The 26,436-nt window shown below is 73.9% G+C and carries 22 protein-coding genes; 11 read left to right on the top strand and 11 right to left on the bottom strand.

The genetic code is table 11. The features are described from left to right. The first annotated feature begins 79 nt into the window (after positions 1 to 79). The 4 genes from CP977_RS17275 (at position 80) to CP977_RS17260 (ending at position 4,608) form a co-directional block, all read left to right on the top strand. Entirely contained in the window at positions 80 to 931 is an 852-nt protein-coding gene (locus CP977_RS17275) for an NTP transferase domain-containing protein (RefSeq protein WP_062753838.1), read from the top strand. After that, a complete protein-coding gene (locus CP977_RS17270; protein ID WP_152370426.1) occupies positions 928 to 2,469 on the top strand; it encodes a molybdopterin molybdotransferase MoeA in 1,542 nt (513 codons plus the stop codon). The genes CP977_RS17275 and CP977_RS17270 overlap by 4 nt, the downstream gene beginning before the upstream one ends. Next, entirely contained in the window at positions 2,466 to 3,551 is a 1,086-nt protein-coding gene (locus CP977_RS17265; protein ID WP_079131121.1) for a potassium channel family protein, read from the top strand. Before CP977_RS17270 ends, CP977_RS17265 begins: the two co-directional genes overlap by 4 nt. Positions 3,552 to 3,621: 70 nt before the next feature. Next, positions 3,622 to 4,608, top strand: coding sequence for an NAD(P)H-quinone oxidoreductase (locus CP977_RS17260; protein WP_062753844.1), 987 nt, complete (start codon positions 3,622 to 3,624; stop codon positions 4,606 to 4,608). A 176-nt stretch (positions 4,609 to 4,784) separates the two neighbouring features. Here the strand turns inward: CP977_RS17260 and CP977_RS17255 are convergent, their stop codons facing one another. From CP977_RS17255 to CP977_RS17230, 6 genes are all read right to left on the bottom strand, one after another. Further along, the gene (locus CP977_RS17255; RefSeq protein ID WP_062753845.1) at positions 4,785 to 5,330 is read right to left on the bottom strand and encodes a bacterial proteasome activator family protein; all 546 of its coding nucleotides are present in this window, start codon (positions 5,328 to 5,330) and stop codon (positions 4,785 to 4,787) included. 97 nt (positions 5,331 to 5,427) lie between these two features. Then, on the bottom strand, positions 5,428 to 8,295 hold the full coding sequence (locus CP977_RS17250) for an ABC transporter permease (protein ID WP_109186788.1): 2,868 nt from the start codon (positions 8,293 to 8,295) through the stop codon (positions 5,428 to 5,430). Next, positions 8,292 to 9,026, bottom strand: coding sequence for an ABC transporter ATP-binding protein (locus CP977_RS17245; protein ID WP_062753846.1), 735 nt, complete (start codon positions 9,024 to 9,026; stop codon positions 8,292 to 8,294). The genes CP977_RS17250 and CP977_RS17245 overlap by 4 nt, the downstream gene beginning before the upstream one ends. 178 nt (positions 9,027 to 9,204) lie before the next feature. Then, positions 9,205 to 9,849, bottom strand: coding sequence for a PadR family transcriptional regulator (locus CP977_RS17240; protein ID WP_062753849.1), 645 nt, complete (start codon positions 9,847 to 9,849; stop codon positions 9,205 to 9,207). A 95-nt stretch (positions 9,850 to 9,944) separates the two neighbouring features. After that, entirely contained in the window at positions 9,945 to 10,316 is a 372-nt protein-coding gene (locus tag CP977_RS17235; RefSeq protein WP_062753851.1) for a hypothetical protein, read from the bottom strand. 570 nt (positions 10,317 to 10,886) lie between these two features. Further along, positions 10,887 to 12,527 carry a protein kinase domain-containing protein gene (locus CP977_RS17230; protein WP_152370425.1) on the bottom strand — a complete coding sequence of 547 codons (1,641 nt, stop codon included), beginning with the start codon at positions 12,525 to 12,527 and terminating at the stop codon, positions 10,887 to 10,889. Between the two features lie 263 nt (positions 12,528 to 12,790). Here CP977_RS17230 and CP977_RS17225 point away from each other — a divergent pair, with 263 nt between their 5' ends. Further along, the gene (locus tag CP977_RS17225) at positions 12,791 to 14,425 is read left to right on the top strand and encodes a protein kinase domain-containing protein (RefSeq protein WP_062753857.1); all 1,635 of its coding nucleotides are present in this window, start codon (positions 12,791 to 12,793) and stop codon (positions 14,423 to 14,425) included. Positions 14,426 to 14,477: 52 nt separating this feature from the next. Here the strand turns inward: CP977_RS17225 and CP977_RS17220 are convergent, their stop codons facing one another. The 3 genes from CP977_RS17220 to CP977_RS17210 form a co-directional block, all read right to left on the bottom strand. Beyond that, positions 14,478 to 15,536, bottom strand: coding sequence for a phosphotransferase (locus CP977_RS17220; protein ID WP_104860684.1), 1,059 nt, complete (start codon positions 15,534 to 15,536; stop codon positions 14,478 to 14,480). 84 nt (positions 15,537 to 15,620) lie between these two features. Further along, a complete protein-coding gene (locus tag CP977_RS17215) occupies positions 15,621 to 16,073 on the bottom strand; it encodes a pyridoxamine 5'-phosphate oxidase family protein (protein ID WP_152370424.1) in 453 nt (150 codons plus the stop codon). 209 nt (positions 16,074 to 16,282) lie between these two features. Beyond that, entirely contained in the window at positions 16,283 to 16,942 is a 660-nt protein-coding gene (locus CP977_RS17210) for a response regulator (RefSeq protein WP_062753859.1), read from the bottom strand. A 342-nt stretch (positions 16,943 to 17,284) separates the two neighbouring features. Between CP977_RS17210 and pdhA the strand changes: the two genes are divergently transcribed. The 5 genes from pdhA (at position 17,285) to CP977_RS17185 (ending at position 23,022) form a co-directional block, all read left to right on the top strand. After that, positions 17,285 to 18,478 (top strand): pyruvate dehydrogenase (acetyl-transferring) E1 component subunit alpha, encoded by a 1,194-nt coding sequence (gene pdhA, locus CP977_RS17205; RefSeq protein WP_062753861.1) that lies wholly within the window; start codon positions 17,285 to 17,287, stop codon positions 18,476 to 18,478. A 2-nt stretch (positions 18,479 to 18,480) separates the two neighbouring features. Beyond that, a complete protein-coding gene (locus CP977_RS17200) occupies positions 18,481 to 19,461 on the top strand; it encodes an alpha-ketoacid dehydrogenase subunit beta (RefSeq protein ID WP_062753863.1) in 981 nt (326 codons plus the stop codon). Positions 19,462 to 19,492: 31 nt separating this feature from the next. Further along, complete coding sequence (locus CP977_RS17195) at positions 19,493 to 20,929, top strand: dihydrolipoamide acetyltransferase family protein (protein ID WP_152371582.1); 1,437 nt, start codon at positions 19,493 to 19,495, stop codon at positions 20,927 to 20,929. 138 nt (positions 20,930 to 21,067) lie between these two features. Beyond that, entirely contained in the window at positions 21,068 to 21,709 is a 642-nt protein-coding gene (locus tag CP977_RS17190) for a GntR family transcriptional regulator (protein WP_104860685.1), read from the top strand. Further along, positions 21,706 to 23,022: an MFS transporter gene (locus tag CP977_RS17185; protein ID WP_062753869.1), complete on the top strand. Its 1,317-nt coding sequence runs from the start codon at positions 21,706 to 21,708 to the stop codon at positions 23,020 to 23,022. The genes CP977_RS17190 and CP977_RS17185 overlap by 4 nt, the downstream gene beginning before the upstream one ends. 7 nt (positions 23,023 to 23,029) lie before the next feature. Here the strand turns inward: CP977_RS17185 and CP977_RS17180 are convergent, their stop codons facing one another. Beyond that, positions 23,030 to 23,857: a maleylpyruvate isomerase family mycothiol-dependent enzyme gene (locus CP977_RS17180; protein ID WP_062753870.1), complete on the bottom strand. Its 828-nt coding sequence runs from the start codon at positions 23,855 to 23,857 to the stop codon at positions 23,030 to 23,032. A 156-nt stretch (positions 23,858 to 24,013) separates the two neighbouring features. Between CP977_RS17180 and CP977_RS17175 the strand changes: the two genes are divergently transcribed. Continuing rightward, a complete protein-coding gene (locus CP977_RS17175) occupies positions 24,014 to 24,811 on the top strand; it encodes a carbon-nitrogen family hydrolase (protein ID WP_152370423.1) in 798 nt (265 codons plus the stop codon). 27 nt (positions 24,812 to 24,838) lie between these two features. Here the strand turns inward: CP977_RS17175 and CP977_RS17170 are convergent, their stop codons facing one another. Further along, positions 24,839 to 26,407: an aminotransferase-like domain-containing protein gene (locus CP977_RS17170; protein WP_152370422.1), complete on the bottom strand. Its 1,569-nt coding sequence runs from the start codon at positions 26,405 to 26,407 to the stop codon at positions 24,839 to 24,841. Positions 26,408 to 26,436 lie beyond the last annotated feature (29 nt).

The following is a 26,436-nucleotide window of genomic DNA, read 5'->3' as shown; positions in this document are numbered from 1 at the left end:
GGCACCCGCCGCCACCCGGCCCGTCTCTCCCCGTGGGACGGGCCGGGCCTCGCGGCCCCCGGCGGCCCATACTGCTGGGGTGACCACCGCACACGACGCCGTCGTACTCGCCGGGGGCGCCGCCCGGCGCCTCGGCGGCACGGACAAGCCCGGGGTACGGGTCGGGGGCCGGACCCTCCTCGACCGGGTTCTCGCGCCCTGCGCCGACGCGGACCGGACCGTGGTCGTCGGGTCCCCCCGGCCGACCGGCCGCCCCGTCCGCTGGGCCAGGGAGGACCCGCCCGGCGGCGGCCCGGTGGCCGCCCTCGACGCGGGGGCGCGGGAGACGGAGGCCGCCGTCCTGCTCGTCCTCTCCGCCGACCTGCCCTTCCTGGACGGCGCCACCGTACGGAGCCTCCTCGGTGCGCTGGACGAGGACCCCGGGGCCGAGGCCGTGCTCCTCACCGACGCCGAGGGGCGCGACCAGCCGCTCGTCGCCGCGTACCGGGCCGGGCCGCTGCGCCGCGAGCTCGACCGGCTCGCGCACGAGCACGGCGGCCTCGCCCATCTGCCGCTGCGTCACCTCACGCACGGCCTCCGGCTCGCCCGGCTCCCCGCGGGCCCCCTCGCCTCCTTCGACTGCGACACCTGGGAGGACATCGCCACGGCCCGCGCCCGCATCAGGGAGCATGGGAGCGTGCTGGATGAATGGATCACCGCAGTCAAGGACGAACTGGGCATCGAGCTGGACGTGGACATCGACGTCCTGCTCGATCTGGCTCGCGACGCCGCCCACAACGTGGCCCGTCCCGCCGCGCCCCTGACCACCTTCCTGGTGGGGTACGCGGCGGCGCGCGCGGGCGAGGGCGGCCCCGAGGCGGTCGCGGAGGCCGCCCGCAAGGCCGCGGCGCTCGCCCTGCGCTGGGAGGCCGAGCAGGACGGGTCGGGATGAGCCTGAAGGAGCCCCCTCCCGTGGTCCCCGCGCCCCCCGGCGACGCCCCCGACTCCACCGGGCCCGCCGACGAGAACCCCGGGCCCGCCGGCGGTGCGAAGGCCGGGCACGCGCACCGGGCCACCGCCTGGCCCGAGGCGCGGGCCGCCGCGCGCCGCGCCGGAGCCGGGGCACGGGCCGGCCGGGAGCCGTCGGGGCTCCCGCTGGGGGAGGCGCTGGGCCGGGTCCTGGCAGGTCCCCTCACGGCCCTCGCCGACCTGCCGTCCTTCGACACCTCCGCCATGGACGGCTGGGCGGTCGCGGGACCCGGCCCCTGGCACGTACGCGAGGAGGCCGCCGTCCTTGCCGGGCACGCTCCGGCCGCCGCCCTGGCCACCGGGGAGGCGGTACGGATCGCCACCGGCGCCCCCGTCCCGCCCGGGACCACGGCCGTCCTCCGCACGGAGCACTCCCGGACCGAACGGCCCCGTAGCGAAGGCCCCGAACACCCCCGCACCGGCGAACCCCCGCGCGGCGGGCGGCTCCTCCTGCGCGCCCTGCGCGAGGTCGTCGGCGGGCAGGACATCCGGCCCCGGGGCCAGGAGTGCCGCTCCGGCGACGAACTGCTGCCCGCCGGCACCACCGTGACCCCCGCCGTCCTCGGCCTCGCCGCGGCCGCCGGGTACGACGCACTCCGCGTACTGCCCCGCCCCCGCGTGGAGATCCTGGTCCTCGGCGACGAACTCCTCACCGCCGGCCTCCCCCACGACGGGCTCATCCGGGACGCCCTCGGCCCGATGCTCGGCCCCTGGCTGGCGGCGCTCGGCGCGGACGTCCTCGCCACCCGCCGGATCGGCGACGACGCCGAAGCGCTGTACGCGGCCGTCACCGGCTCCACCGCCGATCTGGTCGTCACCACCGGGGGCACCGCCGCCGGGCCCGTGGACCACGTCCACCGGGTGCTCGACAAGGCCGGTGCCGTGCTCCTGGTCGACGGGGTGAAGGTGCGGCCGGGGCACCCCATGCTCCTCGCCCGCCTCGGCGCCGATCCCGCCCGCCCCCGGCACGTGCGCCACCTCGTCGGCCTCCCCGGCAACCCGCTCGCGGCCGTCTCCGGGCTCCTCACCCTGGCCGCGCCCCTGCTCGCCGCCCTGACGGAGCCCGCACCCTTCGCAGAGCCCGGGTCCTCCACGGAACCCGACCCCTCCACGGGACCCGGCCCCTCCGCAGAGGCCGAGCCCTCCACAGGCCCCGGGGCCCCCGCGGAATCCGGGGCCGGATCAGAGCCCCGTACCCCCGTGCCGTACCGTGTGCCCGTTCGGGACGAGGTGCACGGGCACCCCCATGACACACGGCTCGTCCCGGTCGTCCGCCACGGCGGAACGGCCGTTCCGCTGCGCTACAACGGTCCGGCCATGCTCCGCGGCATCGCTGCCGCGGACGGCCTGGTCGTCGTCCCGCCCGGCGGGGCACGACCCGGACAGGAACTGGACGTCCTCGATCTTCCCTGGCCGCCGACGGCGGGGGCCGTACCGGCCCAAGGAGCGTGTTTCACGTGAAACTTCCCAGTCGCGACGTGATGGCCCGCCACGCGGACGAGAAGATCAGCGGCCCCCGGGTCACCCTGCCCCGCCGGGAGGTGGAGCGGCCGCTGCGCCAGGTCGGCAAGCGGCTGCTCATGGCGCTCGGCGTCCTCGTCGTGACGATCTTCCTCGTCTACTTCGACCGCGACGGCTACCACGACAACGCCGACGAGACGCTCGACTTCCTCGACTGCGCCTACTACGCGACCGTGACGCTCTCCACCACCGGATACGGCGACATCGTCCCGTACAGCGACACGGCGCGGCTCGTCAACATCCTGCTGGTCACGCCCCTGCGCGTGCTGTTTCTGATCATTCTGGTCGGCACCACCCTGGAGGTCCTCACCGAGCGGACCCGGGAGGAGTTCCGGCTGAACCGCTGGAGGTCCACCTTGCGCGACCACACCGTCATCGTCGGGTTCGGCACGAAGGGTCGGTCCGCGATCCAGACCCTCTGCGCGACCGGGCTCAGCAAGGAGCAGATCGTCATCGTCGATCCCTCCAGCAAGGTGATCGAGACGGCGAACGCGGACGGTTTCGTCGGTGTCATCGGCGACGCGACCCGCAGCGCCGTACTGCTCCGCGCCGAGGTGCAGCGCGCCCGCCAGATCGTCATCGCCACCCAGCGCGACGACACGGCCGTCCTGGTCACCCTGACCGCGCGCCAGCTCAACCGGGGCGCGAAGATCGTCGCCGCCGTCCGCGAGGAGGAGAACGCGCCGCTGCTGCGCCAGTCCGGCGCGGACGCGGTCATCACCAGCGCCAGCGCCGCCGGACGCCTGCTCGGCCTCTCGGTGCTGAGCCCCAGCGCCGGCACGGTGATGGAGGACCTGATCCAGCAGGGCTCCGGCCTCGACCTGGTCGACCGCCCCGTGACCAAGAGCGAGGCGGGCAAGAGCCCCCGGGAGACCGAGGACCTGGTGGTGAGCGTGCTCCGGGGCCACCGCCTGCTCAGTTACGACGACCCCGCGGCCAGCCCGCTCCAGCTGACCGACCGGGTGATCACCATCGTGCGCGCCACGCCGGTGACCCGGCTCTCCACGCCTCCGGAGGACTGAGTCCGCCCGGCGGCCGGATCCACCACGGCGAACCCGCCCCGGCGGTGATCGCGGGAGTAGCCTCGCCGCCATGTATGCGATCACGATTCCGGAACCCGGCGGTCCCGAGGCCCTGGTCTGGTCCGAGGTGCCCGATCCCGTGCCCGGCGAGGGCGAGGTGCTCGTCGAGGTGGTGGCGAGCGCGGTCAACCGCGCCGACCTGCTCCAGCGCCAGGGCTTCTACGACCCGCCGCCCGGCAGCTCCCCGTACCCCGGTCTGGAGTGCTCGGGCCGGATCGCCTCGCTCGGCCCCGGGGTGTCCGGCTGGGCCGTCGGCGACGAGGTGTGCGCGCTGCTCGTCGGCGGCGGCTACGCGGAGAAGGTCGTGGTCCCGGCCGGGCAGCTCCTTCCGGTGCCGAAGGGCCTCGACCTGGCCACGGCCGCCGCGCTCCCCGAGGTCGCGTGCACGGTCTGGTCCAACGTCTTCATGATCGCCCACCTGCGTCCGGGCGAGACGCTGCTCGTGCACGGCGGCGCGAGCGGGATCGGCACGATGGCGATCCAGCTGGCGAAGGCGGTCGGAGCCCGGGTCGTGGCCACCGCCGGCAGCGCCGGGAAGCTGGCGCGCTGCGCCGAGCTGGGCGCGGACGTGCTCATCGACTACCGCGAGCAGGACTTCGTGGAGGAGCTGTCCAAGGCGACGGACGGGGCCGGGGCGGACGTCGTCCTGGACATCGTCGGCGCCAAGTACCTGGAACGGAACGTGAAGGCGCTCGCCGTGAACGGGCGCCTGGTGATCATCGGCCTCCAGGGCGGGGTGAAGGGCGAGCTGAACCTCGGGGCGCTGCTCGCGAAGCGCGGCGCGGTCATGGCGACCACGCTGCGGTCCCGTCCGCTGCGGGAGAAGGCGTCGATCGTCGCCGCCGTCCGGGAGCACGTCTGGCCGCTGATCGAGGCGGGCACGGTCCGGCCGGTGGTCGACCGCACGCTGCCGCTGCCGGAGGCCGCCGACGCGCACCGGGCGCTGGAGGCCGGCGACCACGTGGGCAAGGTCCTGCTCCTCGCGCCCGGCGCCTGACCCGGCGCGCGGTACGCAAGGGCCCGGCCCGCCCCGGGACCGCCTCCGTACGACCCGAAAGAGCCCGGCCCGTCCCGCGACCGCCTCCGGACGACCCGTACGACGCGCGTACGCCCCGTACGACACGAAAGGGGCCCGGCACACGCCGTGTGTGCTGGGCCCCTCCGCGTGCGTCCTTACAGGTACGGCCCCGAGCGGACCGCGTGGCCCGGGCCGTGGTCGTCGTCATCGTCGTGCCCGACGCCCGGCGGCAGCGCCCGGCGCATCTGCTCCAGCTGGGCGCGGGCCGCCATCTGCTGGGCGAACAGCGCCGTCTGGATGCCGTGGAAGAGGCCTTCGAGCCAGCCCACCAGCTGCGCCTGCGCGATGCGCAGCTCCGCCTCGGAGGGGATCGCCTCGTCCGTGAACGGCAGGGAGAGACGTTCGAGTTCCTCGACCAGTTCGGGCGCGAGCCCGTCCTCCAGCTCCTTCACGGAGCTGGCGTGGATGTCCTTGAGCCTGACCCGGCTGGCCTCGTCGAGAGGTGCCGCGCGTACTTCTTCCAGGAGCTGCTTGATCATGCTGCCGATCCGCATGACCTTCGCAGGCTGCTCGACCATTTCCGTCACCGGGACCTCGCGGGATTCGTCGTCGCCCTGAGTGCCGCCGAGCGCCATCCCGTCCTGTCCCACGATGAGGACCTGGGGGCTCTCCTGCGACCTGTCATTCCTCGGCATCTCCATGCCGCCATTCTCTCGTACACGTGCTTCACCACGGGGTGTGCCCCTGTACGAAGGTGATCCACCCTCGTACAGGGGCACAGATGGGCGGCGAAGGACGTCAGGTCGCCGCGCGCCGGGCCAGCGCGCCGCGCGAGCGGGTCACGAGGGCGGCGAGCAGGGCGGCGCCCAGCGGGACGGCGACGAGCAGGACGGCCAGCGTCTCCCATGGGACGACGATCGGCACGTCCGGCGGCGCCGTGTCGGTGCCGGTCCAGCCCTGGGCGATGCTCACCTCGTGGAAGCGGAGCTGGTCGCGCTCCTCGGTGAGCCGGAGCCCCACGGCGGGCAGCATCCCGGCGGCCGAGCCGAGGACCACGCCCATCGTGGCGACGACTCCGCACTGGAAACCGCTGAGCGTACGGCGGACCCGGGGCGGGGCGCCCACGGCGGCGAGCGTCTTCAGATCGGCCTCGGCGTCGGCCTGGGCGAGCCCGGTGGCGATGCCGGCGGCGCCGATGGTGACGAGGCCGGCGAAGATCGCCAGCGAGAGCAGGACGATGCCGTACTTGTTGACGAAACCTTCCTCCACGTGCAGTTCGACGCCGCTGGCGAGCTTGGCGATCTCGCCGTCGAGCTTCTGCCGCTGCTCGGCGTCCGGGAGCCGGTCCGTGCTGGCGTACATGCCCAGCGGCACGGTGGAGAGACCGGCGGCCTCGGCCGCGGCCGGGGTCATCAGGGCCTGGACGCCGTAGGACTTCTTGCCGCCGGGCACGAGGTAGGCGGGCACGGTGCTGACCTTGCCGGGCGCGGGGCGGCCCTCCTCCATGGCCTTGTCGGCGGCGGCGTTGTCGGTGATCTGCTTGAGCCCGACGGTGCCGTTCTTGTCGACCTGGGCACGGTCGAAGGTGACGACCTTGCCGTCGGCGAGGGCCTTCACGGCCGCGGGGTCGTCGACGCCGAGCACTTGGAGGAGCTTGGCGTCACCGACGAGCAGGCCGCCGTCGGCGCTGTACATCCCGCCGCTGGAGGACTCCTTGCAGCGCCAGTCCTCGGTGACCATCTTCCGCCGCTGGTCGGGGGTGAACCTCTCCGCGGGGTCCTCGCGGCCCGGGACCGCCACGTACAGCGGGCACTCGTTCGCCGGGGGCACGACGACCTCGAAGCGCCCGCAGCCCGGGTCGCCGCCCCACGGCGGGCAGCCGGGCTTGCCGACCGAGACGCGCTCGACGTCGGCGCGCACGTCGACGGGCAGGTACCGCTGGACGGCCTCGCGGACCGCCGGGACGTCCCGGCCGCCCTCCTCGCGGACGAAGGCCGCGGCGACGCCGTACGGCAGCTGGGGCTGGTACGCGGCCCTGTTCTCGGCCTCGCGGCTGGCCATGTACGTGGAGACGGCGACCGTCCCCGCGACGGCGGCGAGCACGGCGGCGACGGCCGGAGCCGTACGCCCCCGGTTGCGGACGGCGTCCCGCAGCGCGAGGCGCGGGGAGAGCGGCATCCAGCGGCCGACGCGTCCGAACAGGCCCACCAGGGCAGGGGTCATCGCGACCACGCCCAGCTCGGCGAGGGCGGAGCCGGCCGCCACCACGGCCACCTGCTCGGTGACGAGGGAGCCGAGGAGGGCGACGGCCGCGCCGATCACGAGGGCCACCAGGCCGATCACCGGCAGGACCCGGCTGCTGCGGCGGACACCGCGCCGGCCGGTGAGCGACGCGAGGACGCTCTGCCGGGAGGCGGTGATCGCCGGGACGATCGCGGCGAGCAGACCGGTCAGGACCGCGAGCAGCGCGATGGCGAGGAGTTCGAGCGGCCGGACGTCGAAGGAGCCGAACCGCTTCCCCATCGCCTCTTCGAGGAGCGGCTGGAGCGCCAGCGTCAGGACCACGGCGAGCACGGTGCCGACGACGGCCGCCGCGACGCCGATGACCAGACCGCCGCTCAGCACGATCGCCCGGATGTGGCTGCGGGCACCGCCGTTGGCGCCGACGAGGCCGAGCTGGCGGCGCGAGCGGCGGGCGCCGACCGCGAAGGCGGGGCCGGCGAGGAGGCAGATCTCCAGCATCGCCAGGCCCACGACGGTCGCGACCGCGGCGAGTTCGGCGGCGCGATCCGCGGACCCGGCCTCGTAATTGCCCCAGCCGTCCTTCTGGTAGAGCGGGACGTCGGCGTCGGCGGGCGGGGAGAGCAGCACGGCACGCGAGGTGACCATGACGCCCTTGGTGTTGATCTCCTGGACCTTGTTCCACGTGAAACCGCCGGCCTTCCGCACCAGGTACGAGACGGAGGACTCCGGGGCCGGCAGACCCGACTTCTCGACGGCCTTCGCGTACGGGGCGAGGAAGGCGCCGGGGAGCGCGTTGACCTGAGCGGTGTCGAGCGAGTCGGGAAGTTCGTAGGAGCCGACGATCCGGTACGGGCGGTCGAAGTTGCGAGCGGAAAGGGTCGATCCGATCGACAGACCGCTGCTCTCCAGGAAGTGCGAGGTCGCCATGACCTCGTCGCTCTTCTCCGGGTGACGCCCCTCCAGGAGCGTCATGATGCCCCGGGCGACCGGGTCGGACGCCTTCAGCTCGCGCACCTCGGTCATGAGCAGGCCGTGGGACGTGGTCAGCTTGGCCGACCCGACGCGGTCCGTGAGGACGGTGGAGCCCGCGGGGATGGCCTTGGTGACGTCGGTGGGGCCCGACGGCCACCGCTCGTCGTCCTGCTTCCTGGCGGGTGCGTTCATGTCACCGGCCGGGTCCTGGAGGATCGGCACGCCGCCCATCTGGGCGTCCCGGAAGCGCGCGTCGGCCGCGCCGATCGCCCGTTCCACCCGGTCGGCGGGAGACGGCTCCGCGCTGCGGAAGGTCAGGTCGAAGGCGCTGACGCCCAGGATGGGCAGGGCGATCATCGCGAGGACGAGGGCGCTGCGGCCCTTGGCGCGCCAGGCGTCACGGCGGGCTATGCGGATCGCGGCCCGCCAGGAGTGGAACCAGGTCTTCACGCCTCCGCCACCCGGCCCGAGAGGAGGGAGTCGGCCTCGCTGCGCACGGTCTGGTCGACGATGGCGCCGTCCCGCAGGAACACGACGCGGTCGGCCCAGGCGGCGAACCGCGGCTCGTGGGTGACGAGGACGCCGGCGGCGCCCGCGTCGCAGCGGGTGCGGAGCAGGGCGAGGACGGACTCGCCGGTCTCGGAGTCGAGGGCGCCGGTCGGCTCGTCGGCGAGGACCAGACGGCGGTCGCCGACCAGGGCGCGGGCGATGGCCACGCGCTGCTGCTGGCCGCCGGACATCTCGTCGGGGAAGCGGTCGGCGAGGTGGCCGAGCGACATCTCCTCCAGGGCGGCGAGGGCCTCGACGCGCGCCTTGCGGGCGGAGGTCCCGTCCAGCTCGCGGGGGAGGGCGACGTTCTCGGCGGCGGTCAGGGCCGGGATGAGGTTGTAGTCCTGGAAGACGTAGCCGATGCTGCGGCGGCGCAGGGCCGCGAGCTCCTTGATGCCGACCTTGGTGATGTCGGTGTCCTCGACGATCACCTCGCCCGAGGTGGGGGAGTCCAGGCCGCCCGCGATGGTGAGCAGGGTGGACTTGCCGGAGCCGGACGGACCCATGACGGCGACGAGTTCACCGGGGTACACGGCGAGGTCGATGCCGCGCAGGGCGTGCACCTCGGTGGCGCCCGAGCCGTGGACCCGGGTCAGGTTCTTCAGTTGCAGCACGGGCTGCTGTGCGGACATGGAAGGGTTCCCCCCTTGGCGTGCCGGGCGATCGGCCGGGCACGGAGCGTGCGGTGGAAGGTGGTGCGAAGGTGGTGCGTCGGACGTACGGAAGGGGCGCGGGCGAGCGGTCGGCGCGCCCCTCGGTCACGGGCGGCCGATCGGCCGCTGCGGGGTCATGAGCCGTCGTCCGCCGGGGTCACGGGTGGTCGGTCCGGGCGCCCGCCCGTACGGCGGGAGCGGGAGCCTCGCCATCGGGCCCGTCCGGCGCATTCGGCGCGTCCTGGGCCGACCGGGCGGTCGCCGAGAGGCGGATCAGCCGGGACTCGCAGTGGTCCAGCCAGCGCGCCTCGGCCTCCGTCTGGAAGATCAGCTGCTCCAGGACGAGCAGCCAGGCCACGTCGTCCCGCTCCCGCGCCCCGCCGCTCTCGACGGCCAGGAGCGCCTGGGCCTTGAGCCGGGTGTAGTCCTGCATCGCCTTCACGGTGTGCCGGCGCTGGGACTGGATGACGTCGCGGATGTCGACGCTCGGCGCGCCCACCGCCATGGCGAGCTTGATGGCCAGTTCGTCACGGGCGGGGCTGGTGCGGTCCACCGGCTTCTCGAACCAGGCCCTCAGCTCGGCCCGGCCGCCGTCGGTGATCGTGTAGAGCGTGTGCCCGGCCTCGTCCTCACCGCCCTGCGCGACCATGCCGTCGCGTTCGAGCCGGCTGAGGGTCGTGTAGACCTGGCCGACGTTGAGCGGCCAGGTGGAGCCGGTGCGGGACTCGAACTCCGTACGGAGCTGAGAGCCGTAACGCGGGCCGCGTTCGAGGAGGGCGAGGAGCCCGTGGCGGATGGACATACTCAGTATGTATACCGGGTATGTCGTCGCGGACAACCGACCTGAGGCGGAAGCGCGGGGTCCCACTCAAGGGGGACCCCGGCTCCCGCGACGGTTCAGCGGCGGCGCATCCGGAGTCCCAGGAAGCCGATCCCGAGCCCCATCAGGGCCAGCCCCACCCCCAGGGTGAGTACGGGAACCCGCTGGTGGACGAGGTCGGAGGCGGGCCCGCTCTCCGCCCGGGGCGCGACGGCGGGCAGGTCGGCGGGCACGGCCCCGGGCGACGCGGCCTCCTCCTCGCGTACCCCTCCGCCCTCCTCCTCGTGCTCCCACGGCTCCGATTCCGTGGCGGTTTCGGTACGGAAGCGGCTCTCCGAGGGCGTCGGGGCGGTCTCGGTGCGGCCGGGCCTGGGCCGGCCCTCGGCGGCGGGCCGCCCCGCGAGGGAGGCGTCCGGGGCGGGGGTGCCGGAGGGCTCGGCGGGCCGCACGACCGGGCGGCCCGCTCCGGGGCCCGCGGGCGCGGGAGCGGGCGGGACGGCGCTCCCGGGGCGCCCCGGCGGGGCGGAGGCGGACGCGGAAACGGGGGCGGACGCGGAGGCGGAGACGGGAGGGGGCGCGGAGGCGGAGACCGGCGTCGGGGCGGTCGTGGAGGGCGGACCCGGCGGGGGCGTGGCGGACCCGGAGGGGGGCGGGGACGCCGGGGAGGTGGCGCCCGTCCTGGTGTCCGCAGCGGCACTTGCCGTGGTGCTCGCCGTGGTGCCGCTCGTCGTGGCGCCGGGAGGTTCCGCCGTATGTGCGAGGGGCGCGGCGTACAGGGCGCAGGCGCAGGCGAACGCGCAGGTGAGCGCGGGGCGCGGGGCTCGCGCCCGTGCCCCGCCGCGTACTGGAGTCACCGGGTGACCCCCTCCCGTACCGAGCCGCCGAGGTGTCCGAATCAGCGTCACATGTCGGGACGATTCCGGCATCCGTTGGGCGTCCGACAGGCATCGGACGAGCGCTCGACAGGCTTTGAGAGGGCTCGCGGCAGGCCTTGGGGAGGCTCCTGGCGGGTCCCGTGCCTACTGCGGCGGGTTGCCCGTCGAGACCTGGAGGGTGAACTCCGCGTCCTTGGCGGTGATGTCCGTGCCGGACGGCGGGTACTGCTCCAGGACCGTGCCCTCGCCGTACGTCGCCTCGTCCACCGGCGTCTGGACCTTGACCTTCCACCCGGCGGCCTGGATGCAGTCCTTCACCGACTGGATGTTCTTGTACTTGAAGTTGGGCACCTCGAACTTCTCGGGGTCGTCGCTCGACTCCCTCGGCTGGGTGCACTTCTTCACGTCGACGGTCTTGGTCAGGTCGGGACCCTTGTGGCCCGGCGCCGCCGACTGGCTCTGCTGGGTTCCCGTGCCGCCGGCGCCGCCCGCCTGCGGGTCCTCCTTGCCGTCCTTGTTCAGGTTGAGCGCCAGGACCAGGCCGCCGATCGCGAGCACGGCGACCGCGATCGCGCCGACGATCACCGGCGTGTTCCGCCGGGAGCCGCCGCCCGCCGGGGCGGGCGCGTGCGTCTGAGGCACGTGCGTCTGGGGGGCGTACGGCGCGGGCGCGGGGGTCTGGCCGTACGGGGCGGGCGTCGGGGCCTGCTGCGGGTAGCCGTACGACGGGGCGGGCGCGGGGGTCTGGCCGTACGGGCCCGGCTGGGGCGTCGGCGGCATGTACGGCTGCTGCACGCCGTGCGGCCCGGGCGGCGGGGTCTGGCCGACCGGCGGGAAGACCGCCGAGCCGACGCCCGCGCCGCTGCTGACCGGCCCGCCCGTGACGATCACGGGGGCGCCGGTCTGCCCGGCCGACAGGATCCGCAGGCACTCGTCGCGCATGGCCGCCGCGCTCGGGAACCGCTCGTTCGGGTTCTTCCGGAGCGCGCGGGCGACCAGCGCGTCCATCGCCGGCGTCAACGAGCGATTGACGGAGGACGGGGCGACCGGCTCCTCCTGCACGTGTGCGTACGCGATGGCGAGCGGGGAGTCGGCGTCGAAGGGGAGCCGGCCCGTGAGCAGCTGGAAGAGCATGATGCCGACCGAGTAGAGGTCGGAGCGGGCGTCCACCGCGCGGCCGAGGGCCTGCTCGGGGGAGAGGTACTGGGGGGTGCCGACGACCATGCCGGTCTGCGTCATCGAGGTGACCCCCGACTGCATGGCCCGCGCGATGCCGAAGTCCATGACCTTGACCACGCCGCGCTTGGTCGTCATCACGTTGCCCGGCTTGATGTCCCGGTGGACCAGGCCCATCTCGTGGCTGACCTCCAGGGCGGCGAGCACGTCCGCCGTGACCTTCAGCGCCTTGTCGGCCGGCATCGCGCCGTACTGCCGCACGTCCGCCGCGAGGACCGAGCCGAGCGGCTGCCCCTCCACGTACTCCATGACGATGTACGGCATGACGGCGCCGTCGAGGGTGTCCTCGCCGGTGTCGAAGACCGAGACGATGTTGGTGTGGGAGAGCTTCGCGACGGCCTGCGCCTCGCGCCGGAACCGCTCGCGGAAGGACTGCTCCCGGCCCAGCTCCGTGTGCAGCGTCTTGATGGCGACCTGCCGGTCGAGGGCGCTGTCGTACGCCAGGTACACCGACGCCATGCCGCCCTCGCCGAGAAGGTCGCGCAGCTGGTACCGGCCGCCCGCGACCGAACCGCCCGCGTAGCGGCCCTGTCCGCCGTCCTGGCTCATCTGTGCTCCCCCTACACGCGCGCGTGGCGGCGTCGATATGGATTTCCCGGCCAAGTCTGCCCCAGGGCTGTGACACGTCAAGCCGGGTGCCCGTTACGTGACCCTCCGCACAGGAAGCGTTTCCGAACCGGTGCGTGAATGCGTCGAATTTGCACAGGTGTACGTGAACGGGGTTGGATGGCCGGTCCATCTCGGACCGTGATGTCCCACGGAGCCTGTAGCGTGACGACTGGACACGGCACGACAGACGACGGCGAGGACTGATGGCACCCGAATCCGGAGCAGGTGGCGGTGCGCCGGACGCGGCCGCGGAATCCTGGGGCGTCGGCGGCGTCGTCGGCGACGGGCGCTACCGCCTGACGCACCGTCTGGGACGCGGCGGCATGGCCGAGGTGTTCGCGGCGGAGGACGTACGGCTGGGCCGCACCGTGGCCGTCAAGCTGCTGCGCGCCGACCTCGCCGAGGACCCGGTCTCCAAGGCCCGCTTCACGCGCGAGGCGCAGTCCGTCGCCGGGCTCAACCACCACGCGATCGTCGCCGTGTACGACTCCGGCGAGGACCTGGTGGGCGGCCGGCCCGTGCCGTACATCGTGATGGAGCTGGTCGAGGGCCGCACCATCCGCGACCTGCTGCTGAGCGCCGAGGCGCCCGGCCCCGAGCAGGCCCTGATCATCGTCTCCGGGGTCCTGGAGGCGCTGGCCTACTCGCACCAGCACGGCATCGTGCACCGCGACATCAAGCCGGCGAACGTGATCATCACCCACGGCGGCGCCGTCAAGGTCATGGACTTCGGCATCGCCCGCGCCCTGCACGGCGCGCAGTCGACGATGACCCAGACCGGCATGGTCATGGGCACGCCGCAGTACCTCTCCCCCGAGCAGGCGCTCGGCAAGGCCGTCGACCACCGCTCCGACCTGTACGCGACGGGCTGCCTCCTCTACGAACTCCTCGCGCTGCGGCCCCCCTTCACCGGCGAGACCCCGCTGTCCGTCGTCTACCAGCACGTCCAGGACGCGCCGGTCCCGCCGTCCGACGTGACCGGGTCCGTGCCGCCTGAGCTGGACGGCCTGGTGATGCGCTCGCTCGCGAAGGAGCCGGACGACCGGTTCCAGAGCGCCGAGGAGATGCGCGGGCTCATCCAGTACGCCCTCCAGATGCTCCAGCAGCAGGGCGGCTACACCGGCACGTGGAACACCGGGCCGATCGAGGTCCACGACGGCGGGCGGACCCCGGCCGGCGGCGTGGCCGCGACGACCGCGATGGGCCACCCGATGCACGGGGAGACCGCGCAGCGCCCGATCCTCCCGCCGGTGAACCCCGACGACGGCGGCTACGACGGCGGTGCGGGCGGCGGGGGCTACGGCCAGGGCGGCTCGTACGGGTCGCAGGGCGGCGGCAACGGCGGCCGGGGCAAGGTGTGGCTGTTCGCCGCGCTCGCCGTGGTCGCGGTGGTCGCCGGGGTCGCGTTCGCCCTCAGCAAGGCGGGCGGGAACGGCGGCGGCGGTACGGAGAACAAGACGCCGACCGTCACCACCTCGCCGTCCACGAAGACCTCGGAGGAGCCCACGCCCTCGCAGGAGCCCACCCAGGACCAGACGCAGGACCCGGGCACGTCCAGCGGCGGTTCGACGCGGGAGCCGTGGACCGAGCAGCCGACGCGGCAGCCGGACTGGCCCACGGGCACGCCGACCACCGAGACGCCGACCGAGCCGGCCACCACGCCGCCGGTCGACCCCACGGACACGCCCACGAAGACGAGCGAGCCGACGACCCGTCCTCCGAGCACGCCCGCCACCGAGACGCCCGGCAACCCCTCCGGGGGCGGCGACGGCGGGGACGACGGCGACGACGGCGGCACGGGCACGCAGCCGCCGGCCACCAGCGGCGCCTCCGGCTGACGAAGGACCCGACGGCGGGGCTCGGGCCAGCAGGGCCCCGCAGGCACCGGCCTCACCCCGCGAAGGCCTCCCGCACCGCCTCGTACTCGCGGGTCCACCAGACCGCCAGGGCCGACACCGCGGGGAACTGCGCGTCGGCCCTCCGGTCGTGCAGCTGGTAGCGCCAGCGCAGGGTCCAGAAGTCGTTCAGGCGCTCCCACCACACCCGGTGCGCCGCCGCCGCCAGCTCGGCGCCGTCGGCGCCCGCCGCCCGCCGGTACGCGCGCGCGTAGGCCCGCACCTTCCCCAGGGCCAGCTCGCCCCCCGGCCGTACGAAGAAGATGGCGGCGGCCCTGACCGCCTCCTCGGCCCTCGGGCGGAGCCCGAGCCGGTCCCAGTCGACGATCGCGGCGGGCTCCGCGCCCCGGTAGAGCAGGTTCAGCGGGTGGAAGTCGCCGTGCACCCAGCCGGCGGCCGAGGCGGCCGGGGGCCGGTGGTGGGCGTGCCGGTCGAGCAGCGCCCGGCGCTCCCTGAGCCGGTGCTCGGCGAGCGCGTCGAAGCTGTCGCGGGGGCGGTGCGCGCGGACGAGGCGGATCAGCTCGTCGATGGCGCGGAAGGTGTCCTGGGGGTCCGCGCTCGCGCACGCGTCCGCGTCCGTCCCGCCGGGCGTCCCGTCGGGCCCGGCGGCTCCGGGGGCGCCCATGACCCGGTCGAGCGCGGTGTGGACCTGCCCGAGGAGGGTGCCGAGGCGGCGGCAGCCGCCGGTGGTGAGCTGGCCGCCGTCCCGGTGGCGGCCCTCGACCCAGGGGTGCAGGGCGTAGCAGCGGCCGCCGACGACGGCGACCGTGCGCCCCCGGGCGTCGGCGAGCGGCGGGGCGACGGGCAGCCCGAGGGCGTGCAGGCGCTGGGTGGCGCGGTGCTGGCGGGCGACGGTGGCCCGGTCGGCGGTGGCGGCGTCCAGGTGCTGCTTGAGGAAGTAGGTCCCGCGGGTGGTGGTGAGCCGGAAGCCCCGGTTGAGCAGCCCCTCGGTGACCGGCACGCAGGCCAGGGGCTCCCCGGCGTGCCGGTACCGGCGCAGCAGGACGCCGACGGGGGGCGCGCCAGGGGCCGTGGCCGTCCGGGGCGGCAGGATGCCGACGGGGCGGGCGGGGGGTGGCGGCGCGCCGGTCGGCGGGGCGAGGGTTTCAGATGAGCGCGGCACCCGCCAGATGTTAGATCACGCTGCGTGGTGAAGGCGTCGCCGTACGGAACGGGCCGCGGTCGGAACCCCGACGGCTTCGCTCGCGTAGTCGAGCGCGTGCACCGTCACGAACTGCGGTTCGATCCGCAGGTAGACCGGGACGAACGGCTCGCCGTCCACCCGCTCCGGCTCGGGCCCGAAGGCTGCGCGCTCCGCCGCGGTCGGCTCCACGACCCGCGCGGTGCCGCTGAACTGCACGGACCAGACGTGCTCGGTCCCCGAGCCGAAGTTGTCGGCCCCGTACGCGACCACGCCGCCGTCGCAGACGCGGTGGTAGCCGAGGCGCTCGTGCATCCGGAGCAGCACGCGGCCGTCGGCCACGACGTGCCGGGCCGGGGCGACGAAGGGCATCGCCCGCATGCTCGCCGCCACCCGCCCGTACGTCACGCGGTTCAGCAGCTCGATGGCGCGGATCTCGTCGGTGGACATGACGTCCACTCTCCGTCACCACCGGACGCCCGGAAAGGGGCCCCCGCCCCCTCGGGACGGGACGTAGGTCCCGAAGCGGACGGGGTGCGGGGGTTCCGAAACGGACGGACAGCGCGGGTCCCGAAGCCGACGGGCAGCGCGGGTCCCTGAGCCGACGGGCAGCGCGGGTTCCGAGGAAGACGGGCCGCGCGGGCCCGCAGCGGACCGGTTCAGCGCCGCTCGGCCTGCAGCCGCGCCACGTACGCCGCCGCCTGCGAGCGCCGCTCCATGCCCAGCTTCGACAGCAGGCTGGAGACGTAGTTCTTGATGGTCTTCTCCGCGAGGTGCAGCCGCTCGCCGATCGCCCGGTTGGTCAGGCCCTCGCCGATCAGGTCCAGGATCCTGCGCTCCTGGTCCGTCAGGTTGGCGAGCCGGTCGTCGCCCTTCGGGGCGTTCCCGTCGCGCAGCCGCTCCAGGACCCGGGCGGTCGCCACCGGGTCGAGCAGCGACCTGCCGGCCGCCACGTCCCGTACCGCGCTCAGGAGCTCGGTCCCCCGGATGGCCTTGAGGACGTAGCCCGAGGCCCCGGCCATGATCGCGTCGAAGAGGGCCTCGTCGTCCGCGTACGAGGTCAGCATCAGGCACTTGACGTCCTCGTCCCGGGAGCGGACCTCCCGGCACACCTCGACACCGCTGCCGTCCGGGAGCCGGACGTCGAGCACCGCGACGTCGGGGCGGGTCGCGGGGATCCTGACCAGGGCGTCCTCCGCCGTACCGGCCTCGCCGACCACCTCGATGTCCTCCTCCATGGAGAGCAGCTCGTGGACGCCGCGCCGGACGACTTCGTGGTCGTCCAGCAGAAATACCCTGATTTTTCCTTCTTCGCGCACGGGGTCAGTCTCACATATTGGCTCTTCCCGCGCCCGGGGTGCGCGGGATAACGTGCCGCTTGTTCCGGCGGCCCTCCAGGCCGTTGCCGACGCGCTGACCAGCCGCTGTTCCCCCTTTTCTCGATTTACTTGGAAATCCAAGCAAAAACGCAGGTCAAGAGGGGTTTCGCGGGAATGCCGCGCTGTGGGTAACGTGCCTATGACAGGGCGCTCGCCGGGGCACTTGTCACGCCCGACCCCGGCCGCGTCGCACCCACCCCGTGCGAAGGGTACGGATAAGGCGGAGAGCCGCACTGGCCTCACCGGCGAACCCGGGGGCCGGACCGACGGAGGAGCACGCACGTGACCGTGGAGAGCACTGCCGCGCGCAAGACGACGCGACGCAGCAGCGGCACCAAGCGCACCGCAAGCGCGAGCCCGAGCACCACCAAGAAGACGAGCACGCGCGCCGCGGCGGGAGCGACGGAGCCCGAGCTCGTCCAACTCCTGACGCCCGAAGGGGAGCGCGTCCAGCACCCCGACTACGACATCGACCTGAGCGCCGAGGAGCTGCGCGGCCTCTACCGCGACATGGTCCTCACCCGTCGCTTCGACTCCGAGGCCACCTCCCTCCAGCGCCAGGGCGAGCTGGGCCTGTGGGCCTCGCTCCTCGGCCAGGAGGCCGCCCAGATCGGTTCCGGCCGCGCGCTGCGGGACGACGACTACGTCTTCCCGACCTACCGCGAGCACGGCGTCGCCTGGTGCCGGGGCGTCGATCCGACGAACCTGCTGGGAATGTTCCGCGGCGTGAACAACGGCGGCTGGGACCCCAACAGCAACAATTTCCACCTGTACACGATCGTCCTCGGCTCGCAGACCCTGCACGCCACCGGCTACGCCATGGGCATCGCCAAGGACGGCGCGGACTCCGCCGTGCTCGCGTACTTCGGCGACGGCGCCTCCAGCCAGGGCGACGTCAACGAGTCGTTCGTCTTCTCCGCGGTCTACAACGCCCCGGTCGTGTTCTTCTGCCAGAACAACCAGTGGGCGATCTCCGAGCCCATCGAGAAGCAGACCCGCGTCCCGCTCTACCAGCGCGCCCGCGGCTTCGGCTTCCCCGGCGTCCGCGTCGACGGCAACGACGTCCTGGCCTGCCTCGCGGTCACCCGCTCGGCCCTGGAGCGCGCCCGCCGCGGCGAGGGCCCGACGCTCATCGAGGCCTTCACCTACCGGATGGCCGCCCACACCACCTCCGACGACCCGACCCGCTACCGCCGCGACGCGGAGCGCGAGGCGTGGGAGGCCAAGGACCCGATCCTGCGCCTCAAGGCGTACCTGGAGAACGAGGGCCACGCCGACGCGGCCTTCTTCGAGGAGTTGGAGGCGGAGAGCGAGGCCCTCGGCAAGAACGTCCGCGAGGTCGTCCGCGCCATGCCCGTACCGGAGCACATGGCGATGTTCGACAACGTGTACGCGGACGGGCACGCGCTCGTCGACGAGGAGCGCGCGCAGTTCGCCGCCTACCAGGCGTCCTTCGCGGACGGAGAGGCCGAGTAATCATGGCTGTTCAGAAGCTTCCCCTCGCGAAGGCGCTCAACGAGTCGCTGCGCACAGCCCTGGAGACCGACCCCAAGGTCGTCGTCATGGGCCTCGACGTCGGCAAGCTCGGCGGCGTCTTCCGGATCACCGACGGCCTCCAGAAGGACTTCGGCGAGGACCGGGTGGTCGACACCCCGCTCGCCGAGTCCGGCATCGTCGGCACCGCCATCGGCCTCGCGCTGCGCGGCTACCGGCCGGTCGTGGAGATCCAGTTCGACGGCTTCGTCTTCCCCGCGTACGACCAGATCGTCACGCAGCTCGCGAAGATGCGGGCCCGCTCGCTCGGCGCGGTGAAGGTGCCGGTCGTCATCCGCATCCCGTACGGCGGCGGCATCGGCGCCGTCGAGCACCACTCCGAGTCCCCCGAGTCGCTCTTCGCGCACGTCGCGGGCCTCAAGGTCGTCACCCCGGCGACCCCCTCCGACGCCTACTGGATGCTCCAGCAGGCGATCCAGAGCGACGACCCGGTCATCTTCTTCGAGCCCAAGCGCCGCTACTGGGACAAGGGCGAGGTCGACACCGAGGCCATCCCGGGCGAGCTGCACAAGGCCCGGGTCGCCCGCGAGGGCACGGACCTCACCCTCGTCGCCTACGGCCCGATGGTGAAGACCTGCCTGGAGGCGGCCTCGGCCGCCGCCGAGGAGGGCAAGTCCGTCGAGGTCGTGGACCTGCGCTCGATCTCCCCGATCGACTTCGACACCCTCCAGGCCTCGGTCGAGAAGACCCGCCGCCTGGTCGTCGTCCACGAGGCCCCGGTCTTCTTCGGCTCCGGCGCGGAGATCGCCGCCCGGATCACCGAGCGCTGCTTCTACCACCTGGAGGCCCCCGTCCTGCGGGTCGGCGGCTACCACGCGCCGTACCCGCCGGCGCGCCTGGAGGAGGAGTACCTGCCGGGTCTCGACCGCGTGCTCGACGCCGTCGACCGCTCGCTGGCGTACTGAGGAGAGCACCGTGACGATCCGCGAATTCAAGATGCCCGACGTGGGCGAGGGCCTCACCGAGGCCGAGATCCTCAAGTGGTACGTCCAGCCCGGTGACACCGTCACCGACGGGCAGGTCGTGTGCGAGGTCGAGACGGCCAAGGCGGCCGTCGAGCTGCCGATCCCGTTCGACGGCACGGTCCACGAGCTGTGCTTCCCCGAGGGCACGACGGTCGACGTCGGCCAGGTCATCATCTCGGTGAACGTCGGCGGCGGCGCGCCCCCCGCCCCGGCCGCCCCGGCCGCCCCGGTGACCGAGTCCGTGGCGGCCCAGGCCGTGCCGGCGGAGCCGGTCGCCGAGGAGGAGGACGAGCCGCAGGGCCGTCAGCCGGTCCTCGTCGGCTACGGCGTGGCCGCCGGCTCCACCAAGCGCCGCCCCCGCAAGGGGGCCGGGGAGGCCGCCCCGGCCGCCCCCGTCCAGCAGACGCCCGCCGCCGTCTCCGTACCCGAGCAGCTCAACGGGCACGCCGCGGGAGCTGGCCGGCCGCTGGCCAAGCCGCCGGTCCGGAAGCTCGCCAAGGACCTCGGCGTCGATCTGGCGACGGTCGTCCCGACCGGGCCGGACGGCATCATCACCCGCGAGGACGTCCACGCGGCCGCCGCCCCGGCGCCCGCACCGGCCGTCGAGGCCCCGGTCCCGGCTCCGGCCGCGCCGGTCCAGGCCCCGGCGCCCGTCGCCGCTCAGGCCGCCGCACCCGCCGCGGAGACCTCCGTGGCGTCGTCCGGCGCCCGGGAGACCCGTATCCCCATCAAGGGCGTACGGAAGGCCACGGCGGCGGCGATGGTCGGCTCGGCCTTCACCGCCCCGCACGTCACCGAGTTCGTGACCTTCGACGTCACGCGCACGATGAAGCTGGTCGAGGAGCTCAAGTCCGACAAGGACATGGCGGGCCTGCGGGTCAACCCGCTGCTCCTCATCGCCAAGGCCGTCCTGGTCGCGGTCAGGCGCAACCCGGAGATCAACGCGGCCTGGGACGAGGCGGCGCAGGAGATCGTCCTCAAGCACTACGTGAACCTGGGCATCGCCGCGGCCACCCCGCGCGGTCTGATCGTGCCGAACATCAAGGACGCGCACGCCCAGACCCTGCCCGAGCTCTCGAAGTCCCTGAGCGAGCTGGTCGCCACGGCCCGCGAGGGCAAGACGACCCCGGCGGCGATGCAGGGCGGCACCTTCACCATCACCAACGTCGGCGTCTTCGGCGTCGACACCGGCACGCCCATCCTGAACCCCGGCGAGTCCGCGATCCTCGCGGTCGGCGCGATCAAGCTCCAGCCGTGGGTCCACAAGGGCAAGGTGAAGCCGCGTCAGGTCACCACCCTGGCCCTCTCCTTCGACCACCGCCTGGTCGACGGCGAACTCGGCTCCAAGTTCCTGGCGGACGTCGCCGCGATCCTGGAACAGCCGAAGCGACTGATCACCTGGGCGTGACGCCCGGCGTGACGCCGTGAGCGTCGTGCCCGACGTGCACGGTTTCACGTGAAACCGGCGAGAAGGCGACAGACGGAGCCCCGTCCATCATGCGGACGGGGCTCTCTGTTGTACCCCTGTTGTATCTATGCTGTGTCCATGTCTTCCGCTCCCCCCGCCGCCGACCGCGTCTACACGCACGTCAAGCAGGCCGTACTCGACCGGCGTTACGAGGGGGGGACCCTGCTGACCGAGGGGGAGCTCGCCACGGCCGTGGGGGTGTCGCGGACGCCCGTCCGCGAGGCGCTGCTCAAGCTGGAGATGGAAGGGCTCCTGAAGCTCTATCCGAAGAAGGGCGCCCTCGTCCTCGCCGTCTCCGCGCAGGAGATCGCCGACGTGGTCGAGACCCGGCTGCTCGTCGAGGAGTTCGCCGTCCGCCGGGCCGTGCCCGCCCCCGCCTCCCTGATCGCCCGCCTCGAAGAGCTCCTGGAGGAGCAGAAGCGGCGGGCCGGGGCCGGGGACCTCGCGGCGGTCGCCGTCACCGACCGCTGCTTCCACGCCGAGATCGTCCAGCACGCCGGCAACCAGATCCTCGCCCGCCTCTACGACCAGCTCCGCGACCGCCAACTGCGCATGGGCGTCGCCGTGATGCAGTCCCAGCCCGACCGCGTCGCCAAGAACATCACCGAGCACGCCGAGATCCTCGACCGCATCAAGGCCGGCGACGCCGAGGGCGCCGCGCACTGCGTCCGCCAGCACCTCAGCTGGGTCAAGGTCCTGGTCCGGGGTGAGGCCCGATGAGCAACCGCAACGGCTACGGCTCCGCCGTCACCCTCCCCGGAGACCCGCCCGGCGGCCGCCGCGCCGCCCTCGTCTGGGGCGTCGGCGTCGCCGTCTACTTCGTCGCCGTCATCTTCCGCACCTCGCTCGGCGTCGCCGGACTCGACGCCGCCGACCGCTTCGACGTCAACGCCTCCGCGCTCTCCACCTTCTCGATACTCCAGCTGCTCGTCTACGCCGGCATGCAGATACCCGTCGGCCTCATGGTCGACCGGCTCGGCACCAAGAAGGTCCTGGTCCTCGGCGTCGTCCTCTTCACCGCCGGCCAGCTCGGCTTCGCGCTCTCCCCGTCGTACGGCACGGCCCTCGCCTCCCGCGCGCTCCTCGGCTGCGGCGACGCCATGACCTTCATCAGCGTCCTGCGGCTCGGCAGCCGCTGGTTCCCCGCCCGGCGCGGCCCCCTCATCGGCCAGGTCGCCGCCCTCTTCGGCATGGCGGGCAACCTGGTCTCCACCGTCGTCGTCGCCCGCGCCCTGCACGGCCTCGGCTGGACCACCACCTTCGTCGGCAGCTCCCTCGCCGGCGTCCTCGTCCTCGTCCTGCTGCTGCTCTTCCTCAAGGACCACCCCGAGGGGTACGAGCCCCAGCCGGCCCCGCACGCGGGCGCCGCCTACGTGCGTCGCCAGATCGCCGAGTCCTGGCGCGAGCCCGGCACCCGGCTCGGCATGTGGGTGCACTTCACCACCCAGTTCCCGGCCATGGTCTTCCTGCTCCTGTGGGGACTGCCCTACCTGGTCGAGGCGCAGGGCCTGTCGCGCTCCACCGCCGGGACGCTGCTCACCCTGGTCGTGCTCTCGAACATGGTCGTCGGCCTCGCGTACGGGCAGATCATCGCCCGCCACCACGGGGCCCGCGCCCCGCTCGCCCTCGGCACGGTCGCGGCCACCGCCCTGCTGTGGGGGACCACCCTCGCGTACCCCGGCGACCACGCGCCGATGTGGCTGCTCGTCACCCTCTGCCTGGTCCTCGGGGCCTGCGGACCGGCCTCGATGATCGGCTTCGACTTCGCCCGCCCGGCCAACCCGCCGGAGCGTCAGGGCACCGCCTCCGGGATCGTCAACATGGGTGGTTTCGTCGCCTCGATGACGACGCTCCTCGCCGTCGGCGTGCTGCTCGACGCGACCGGCGACGACTACCGGATCGCGTTCTCCTCGGTCTTCGTCCTCGAAGCCCTCGGCGTCGTGCAGATCCTGCGCCTCAAGGCCCGCACCCACCGCCGGGAACGCGAACGGCTCGTCGCCAGCCGCGTGGAGGCCGTGCACGTACCCGTATAGCGCACGGCTATCGGGGCGTCACCGCGAAGTTGTCGAGGATCGCCCGCGCCAGCCGCTCGTCGCCCTCCACCTTGATCCGGTCGGCCGCGTCGGCCGCCCGGACCCGGCCGCAGGCGAGGCGCACGTACGTCTCCCAGTCCGTCGCCAGCGTCACCGCCGGGCCGAGCGAGGGCGCGCCGTCGATCGACCCGCGCCCCTCCGCGTCCACCCGCACCGTCCGCAGGAACTCCACCGGACCGGTCACGTCGAACACCACCGCCGAGGAGGCCGGCGCGCCCGCGTCCTTGGCGACCACCTTCGGCAGCGCCTCCAGGAGCACGTCCCGGACCACGTGCGCCCCCGGCGAGTCCAGGTTCCCCGGCACCCCGAGCGCCGTCCGCAGGTCCTGCTCGTGCACCCACACGTCGAAGGCCCGCATCCGGTAGGCCGTTTCCAGGGTCTGCTCGGCGCCCAGCGGGGCCCGGATCAGATGGTCGGGCGAGCGGTTCTCGTTGCGCAGCTGCCGGGCCCGGCGGATCAGGACGTACTCCAACTCCGACGTCATCTCCGGCGCCGTGTGGTGGCGGCGCACATCGACCTGGACCTCCATGTAGCGCGCGAAGTCACTGCGTACGTGGTAGAGGTCGCGCGGCAGCGAGTGGATCGGCCGCGGGTCGCCGAGCATCTCCGTCTCCATGCCGATGACGTGCGACACGATGTCCCGCACCGACCAGCCGGGGCACGGGGTCGGCCGGTTCCACTCGCCCTCCACGAGCGGCTGCACCAGCTCGGCTATCGCCTCGACGGAGTGCGTCCAGGCGTCGGCGTTGTTCTGGAGGCTGGGATGGACGGTCACGGGACCCCTCGGCGGTTCTTCGGTGCGCGGGCTGAATAACACGACTGGGTGGGAGGCTCGGACGCTAAGTTACGCTGCCCGAAGGCACCCCGGCAGTGCTTTCGTGTGACGATCGTAGGCCGGTGTTGACGGCTCGAATGCCAGGACGGTGGTACTGTGCGCGCCTCGCTGATCCAGATCGCGGTAGACCCGGACGAACCGGTCGACGCCCGCCGTGCCCGCGCGGCCCGTCTCGTACGGGCGGAATCCGGCCACGCCGACCTCGTCGTCCTCCCCGAGCTGTGGACCGTCGGCGCCTTCGCGTCCGACCTCTTCGCCGCCGAGTCCGAGCCGCTGAACGGCCCCACCCACCGGGCGATGGCCGAGGCCGCCCGCGACGCCGGGGTCTGGCTGCACGCCGGCTCCTTCGTGGAGGCGGAGGCCGGCGCCCTCTACAACACCTCGCTCGTCCTCTCCCCCGACGGCGAACTCGCCGCCTCCTACCGCAAGATCCACCGCTTCGGCTTCGACCAGGGCGAGGCGGTCCTCATGGCCGCCGGGGAGGACCTGGTCACCGTCGACCTGCCGCACCTCACCGTCGGCGTCGGCACCTGCTACGACCTGCGCTTCCCCGAGCTGTTCCGCGGCCTGGTCGACGCGGGCGCCCAGGCCTTCGTCGTCCCGGCCGGCTGGCCCGCCCGCCGCCGCGCCCACTGGACCCTCCTGGCCCGGGCCCGCGCGGTCGAGAACCAGGCGTACGTACTGGCCTGCGGCACCGCCGGCACCCACGCGGGCGTCGAACAGGCCGGGCACTCGACCGTCGTCGACCCCTGGGGCGAGGTCCTGGCGGAGGCCGGGCCCGACGAGGAGGTCCTGCGCGTCGCACTCGACCCCGGCCGGGTCGCCACGACCCGCGAGGACTTCCCGGCCCTCAAGGACCGGGTCCTGGGCGTGGCGGCGCCGAAGCGGCCCTAGGACCCGTCCGAAGCAGGGCCCCGCCCGTCACAGCGTGATCGCGTGCAGGGCCGCCCGTACCGGCTCCGGTCCCGGCGTGTACTCCGCCCAGGCCGCCGCCAGCCGCCGCACCGCCTCCGTCAGCACCTCCGGGGCCGCCAGGAAGTGCAGCCGCAGGTGGCGGACGCTGCCGCCGAGGGCGTCGGCGGTGGCGCCGGGCAGGACGGCGACCCCGTGCCGGAGGGCGAGCTGCGCGAAGGAGACGCCGTCGCCGTGCGGGAGCCGCACCCACAGGGTCTGACCGCCCGCCGCCGGGGCGCAGGACCAGGACGGCAGCAGCCGGGCCAGCTCGGCCCGCAGGTGGTCGTGGCCCGCCCGGGCCGTCCGCACGCGGGCCGCCAGGACCGGGCCGAAACCGTCCAGGAGCCGGGCCGCCGCCAGCTGGGCCGGGACGTCGCTGCCCAGGTCGTGCAGGGCCTTCAGGCGGGCGAGCCGGGCGATCAGCGGGGCCGGGCCGCGTACCCAGCCGATCCGGAGGCCGCCCCACACCACCTTGCTGAGCGAGCCGACCGCGACCACCTCCCCGTACGCCGAGAGCGGCGTCCACGGCGCCCCGGCGTCGAACGCCAGGTCGGCGAGCGCCTCGTCCTCGACGAGCGGCACCCCGAGCGCGTTCGCCGCCTCGACCAGCCGGCGCCCGGCGAGCGGCGGGAGCACGGTCCCGGTCGGGTTCTGGAAGCGGGCCACCACATAGGCCAGGGCCGGACGGTGCCGCTCCATCAGCCGCACCGCCTCCGCCACGTCGACCCCGTCCGGGCCCACCGCCACCGGAAGCGGCACGGCCGCCGCCTCCCGGAACAGGTCGAGCGCCCCGGGGTACGTCGGCGCCTCCACCAGGACCCCGTCCCCGGGCGCGAGCAGCAGCCGCGCGAGCAGCGCGAGCGCCTGCTGGGCGCCGGTGGTGACCAGGACCTGGCCGGGCCCGGTCGGCACGCCCCGCGCCGCGTACCGCGCGGCGACCGCCTCGCGCAGCGCCCCGAGCCCGGCCGGGTGGTAGCCGAGGTCCCCGACGGGCAGTTCGAGGGAGCGGTACGCCTCCGCCAGCGCGTCCGGCGCCCGGTCGGGGGCCGCGCAGCTGAGCAGGATCACGTCGTCGGGGGCCTCCAGGAGGTGCAGGAAGAGCGGGTTCGAGGTCTCCCGCACCCGGGGCGCCCCCATAACCGGCCCGGCCCCTGTGCTTGCCCCGGCTCCCGTACTCGCCCCTGCCGCTGTCTCCGCTCCCGCCGACCGGAGCCGCCTCGCCAACAGCGCGGCCGGCGCCACCCGCGTACCGCTGCCCTGCCTCCGTACGAGCCGCCCCTCCTGCCGCAGCGCGTCGTAGGCGGCGACCACCGTCGTACGGCCCACGGCCAGGGCCGTCGCGAACCGCCGGTCCGGCGGCAGGAGCGTGCCCGGCGGCAGCACCCCCTCGTCGATGAGCCGGCGCAGCCGGGCGGCGAGCAGCAGGTACAGCGGCCCGCGCCCGGCGGACCAGCGCCCGAGCCGGGCGACCAGGACGTCGAGCGAGGGGGGAGGGGGAGGGGGAAGAGGAAGGGGAAGGGATTCGATTGGCTCCATCGCCGGACCAATCTGCCGGGATTGGACCT

The organism is Streptomyces cinereoruber (assembly GCF_009299385.1).
GTDB classification, from domain to species: Bacteria; Actinomycetota; Actinomycetes; order Streptomycetales; family Streptomycetaceae; genus Streptomyces; species Streptomyces bikiniensis.
This window is presented reverse-complemented; position numbering and strand designations above follow the sequence as displayed.

What these genes read in the sequence shown, in the direction of transcription:
- CP977_RS17270 (WP_152370426.1), top strand. Translation starts at nt 928, where the DNA reads ATGAGCCTGAAGGAGCCCCCTCCCGTGGTCCCCGCGCCCCCCGGCGAC.
- CP977_RS17260 (WP_062753844.1), top strand. Translation starts at nt 3,622, where the DNA reads ATGTATGCGATCACGATTCCGGAACCCGGCGGTCCCGAGGCCCTGGTC.
- CP977_RS17255 (WP_062753845.1), bottom strand. Translation starts at nt 5,330, where the DNA reads ATGGAGATGCCGAGGAATGACAGGTCGCAGGAGAGCCCCCAGGTCCTC.
- CP977_RS17245 (WP_062753846.1), bottom strand. Translation starts at nt 9,026, where the DNA reads ATGTCCGCACAGCAGCCCGTGCTGCAACTGAAGAACCTGACCCGGGTC.
- CP977_RS17240 (WP_062753849.1), bottom strand. Translation starts at nt 9,849, where the DNA reads ATGTCCATCCGCCACGGGCTCCTCGCCCTCCTCGAACGCGGCCCGCGT.
- CP977_RS17230 (WP_152370425.1), bottom strand. Translation starts at nt 12,527, where the DNA reads ATGAGCCAGGACGGCGGACAGGGCCGCTACGCGGGCGGTTCGGTCGCG.
- CP977_RS17225 (WP_062753857.1), top strand. Translation starts at nt 12,791, where the DNA reads ATGGCACCCGAATCCGGAGCAGGTGGCGGTGCGCCGGACGCGGCCGCG.
- CP977_RS17215 (WP_152370424.1), bottom strand. Translation starts at nt 16,073, where the DNA reads ATGTCCACCGACGAGATCCGCGCCATCGAGCTGCTGAACCGCGTGACG.
- CP977_RS17200 (WP_062753863.1), top strand. Translation starts at nt 18,481, where the DNA reads ATGGCTGTTCAGAAGCTTCCCCTCGCGAAGGCGCTCAACGAGTCGCTG.
- CP977_RS17195 (WP_152371582.1), top strand. Translation starts at nt 19,493, where the DNA reads ATGCCCGACGTGGGCGAGGGCCTCACCGAGGCCGAGATCCTCAAGTGG.
- CP977_RS17190 (WP_104860685.1), top strand. Translation starts at nt 21,068, where the DNA reads ATGTCTTCCGCTCCCCCCGCCGCCGACCGCGTCTACACGCACGTCAAG.
- CP977_RS17185 (WP_062753869.1), top strand. Translation starts at nt 21,706, where the DNA reads ATGAGCAACCGCAACGGCTACGGCTCCGCCGTCACCCTCCCCGGAGAC.
- CP977_RS17170 (WP_152370422.1), bottom strand. Translation starts at nt 26,407, where the DNA reads ATGGAGCCAATCGAATCCCTTCCCCTTCCTCTTCCCCCTCCCCCTCCC.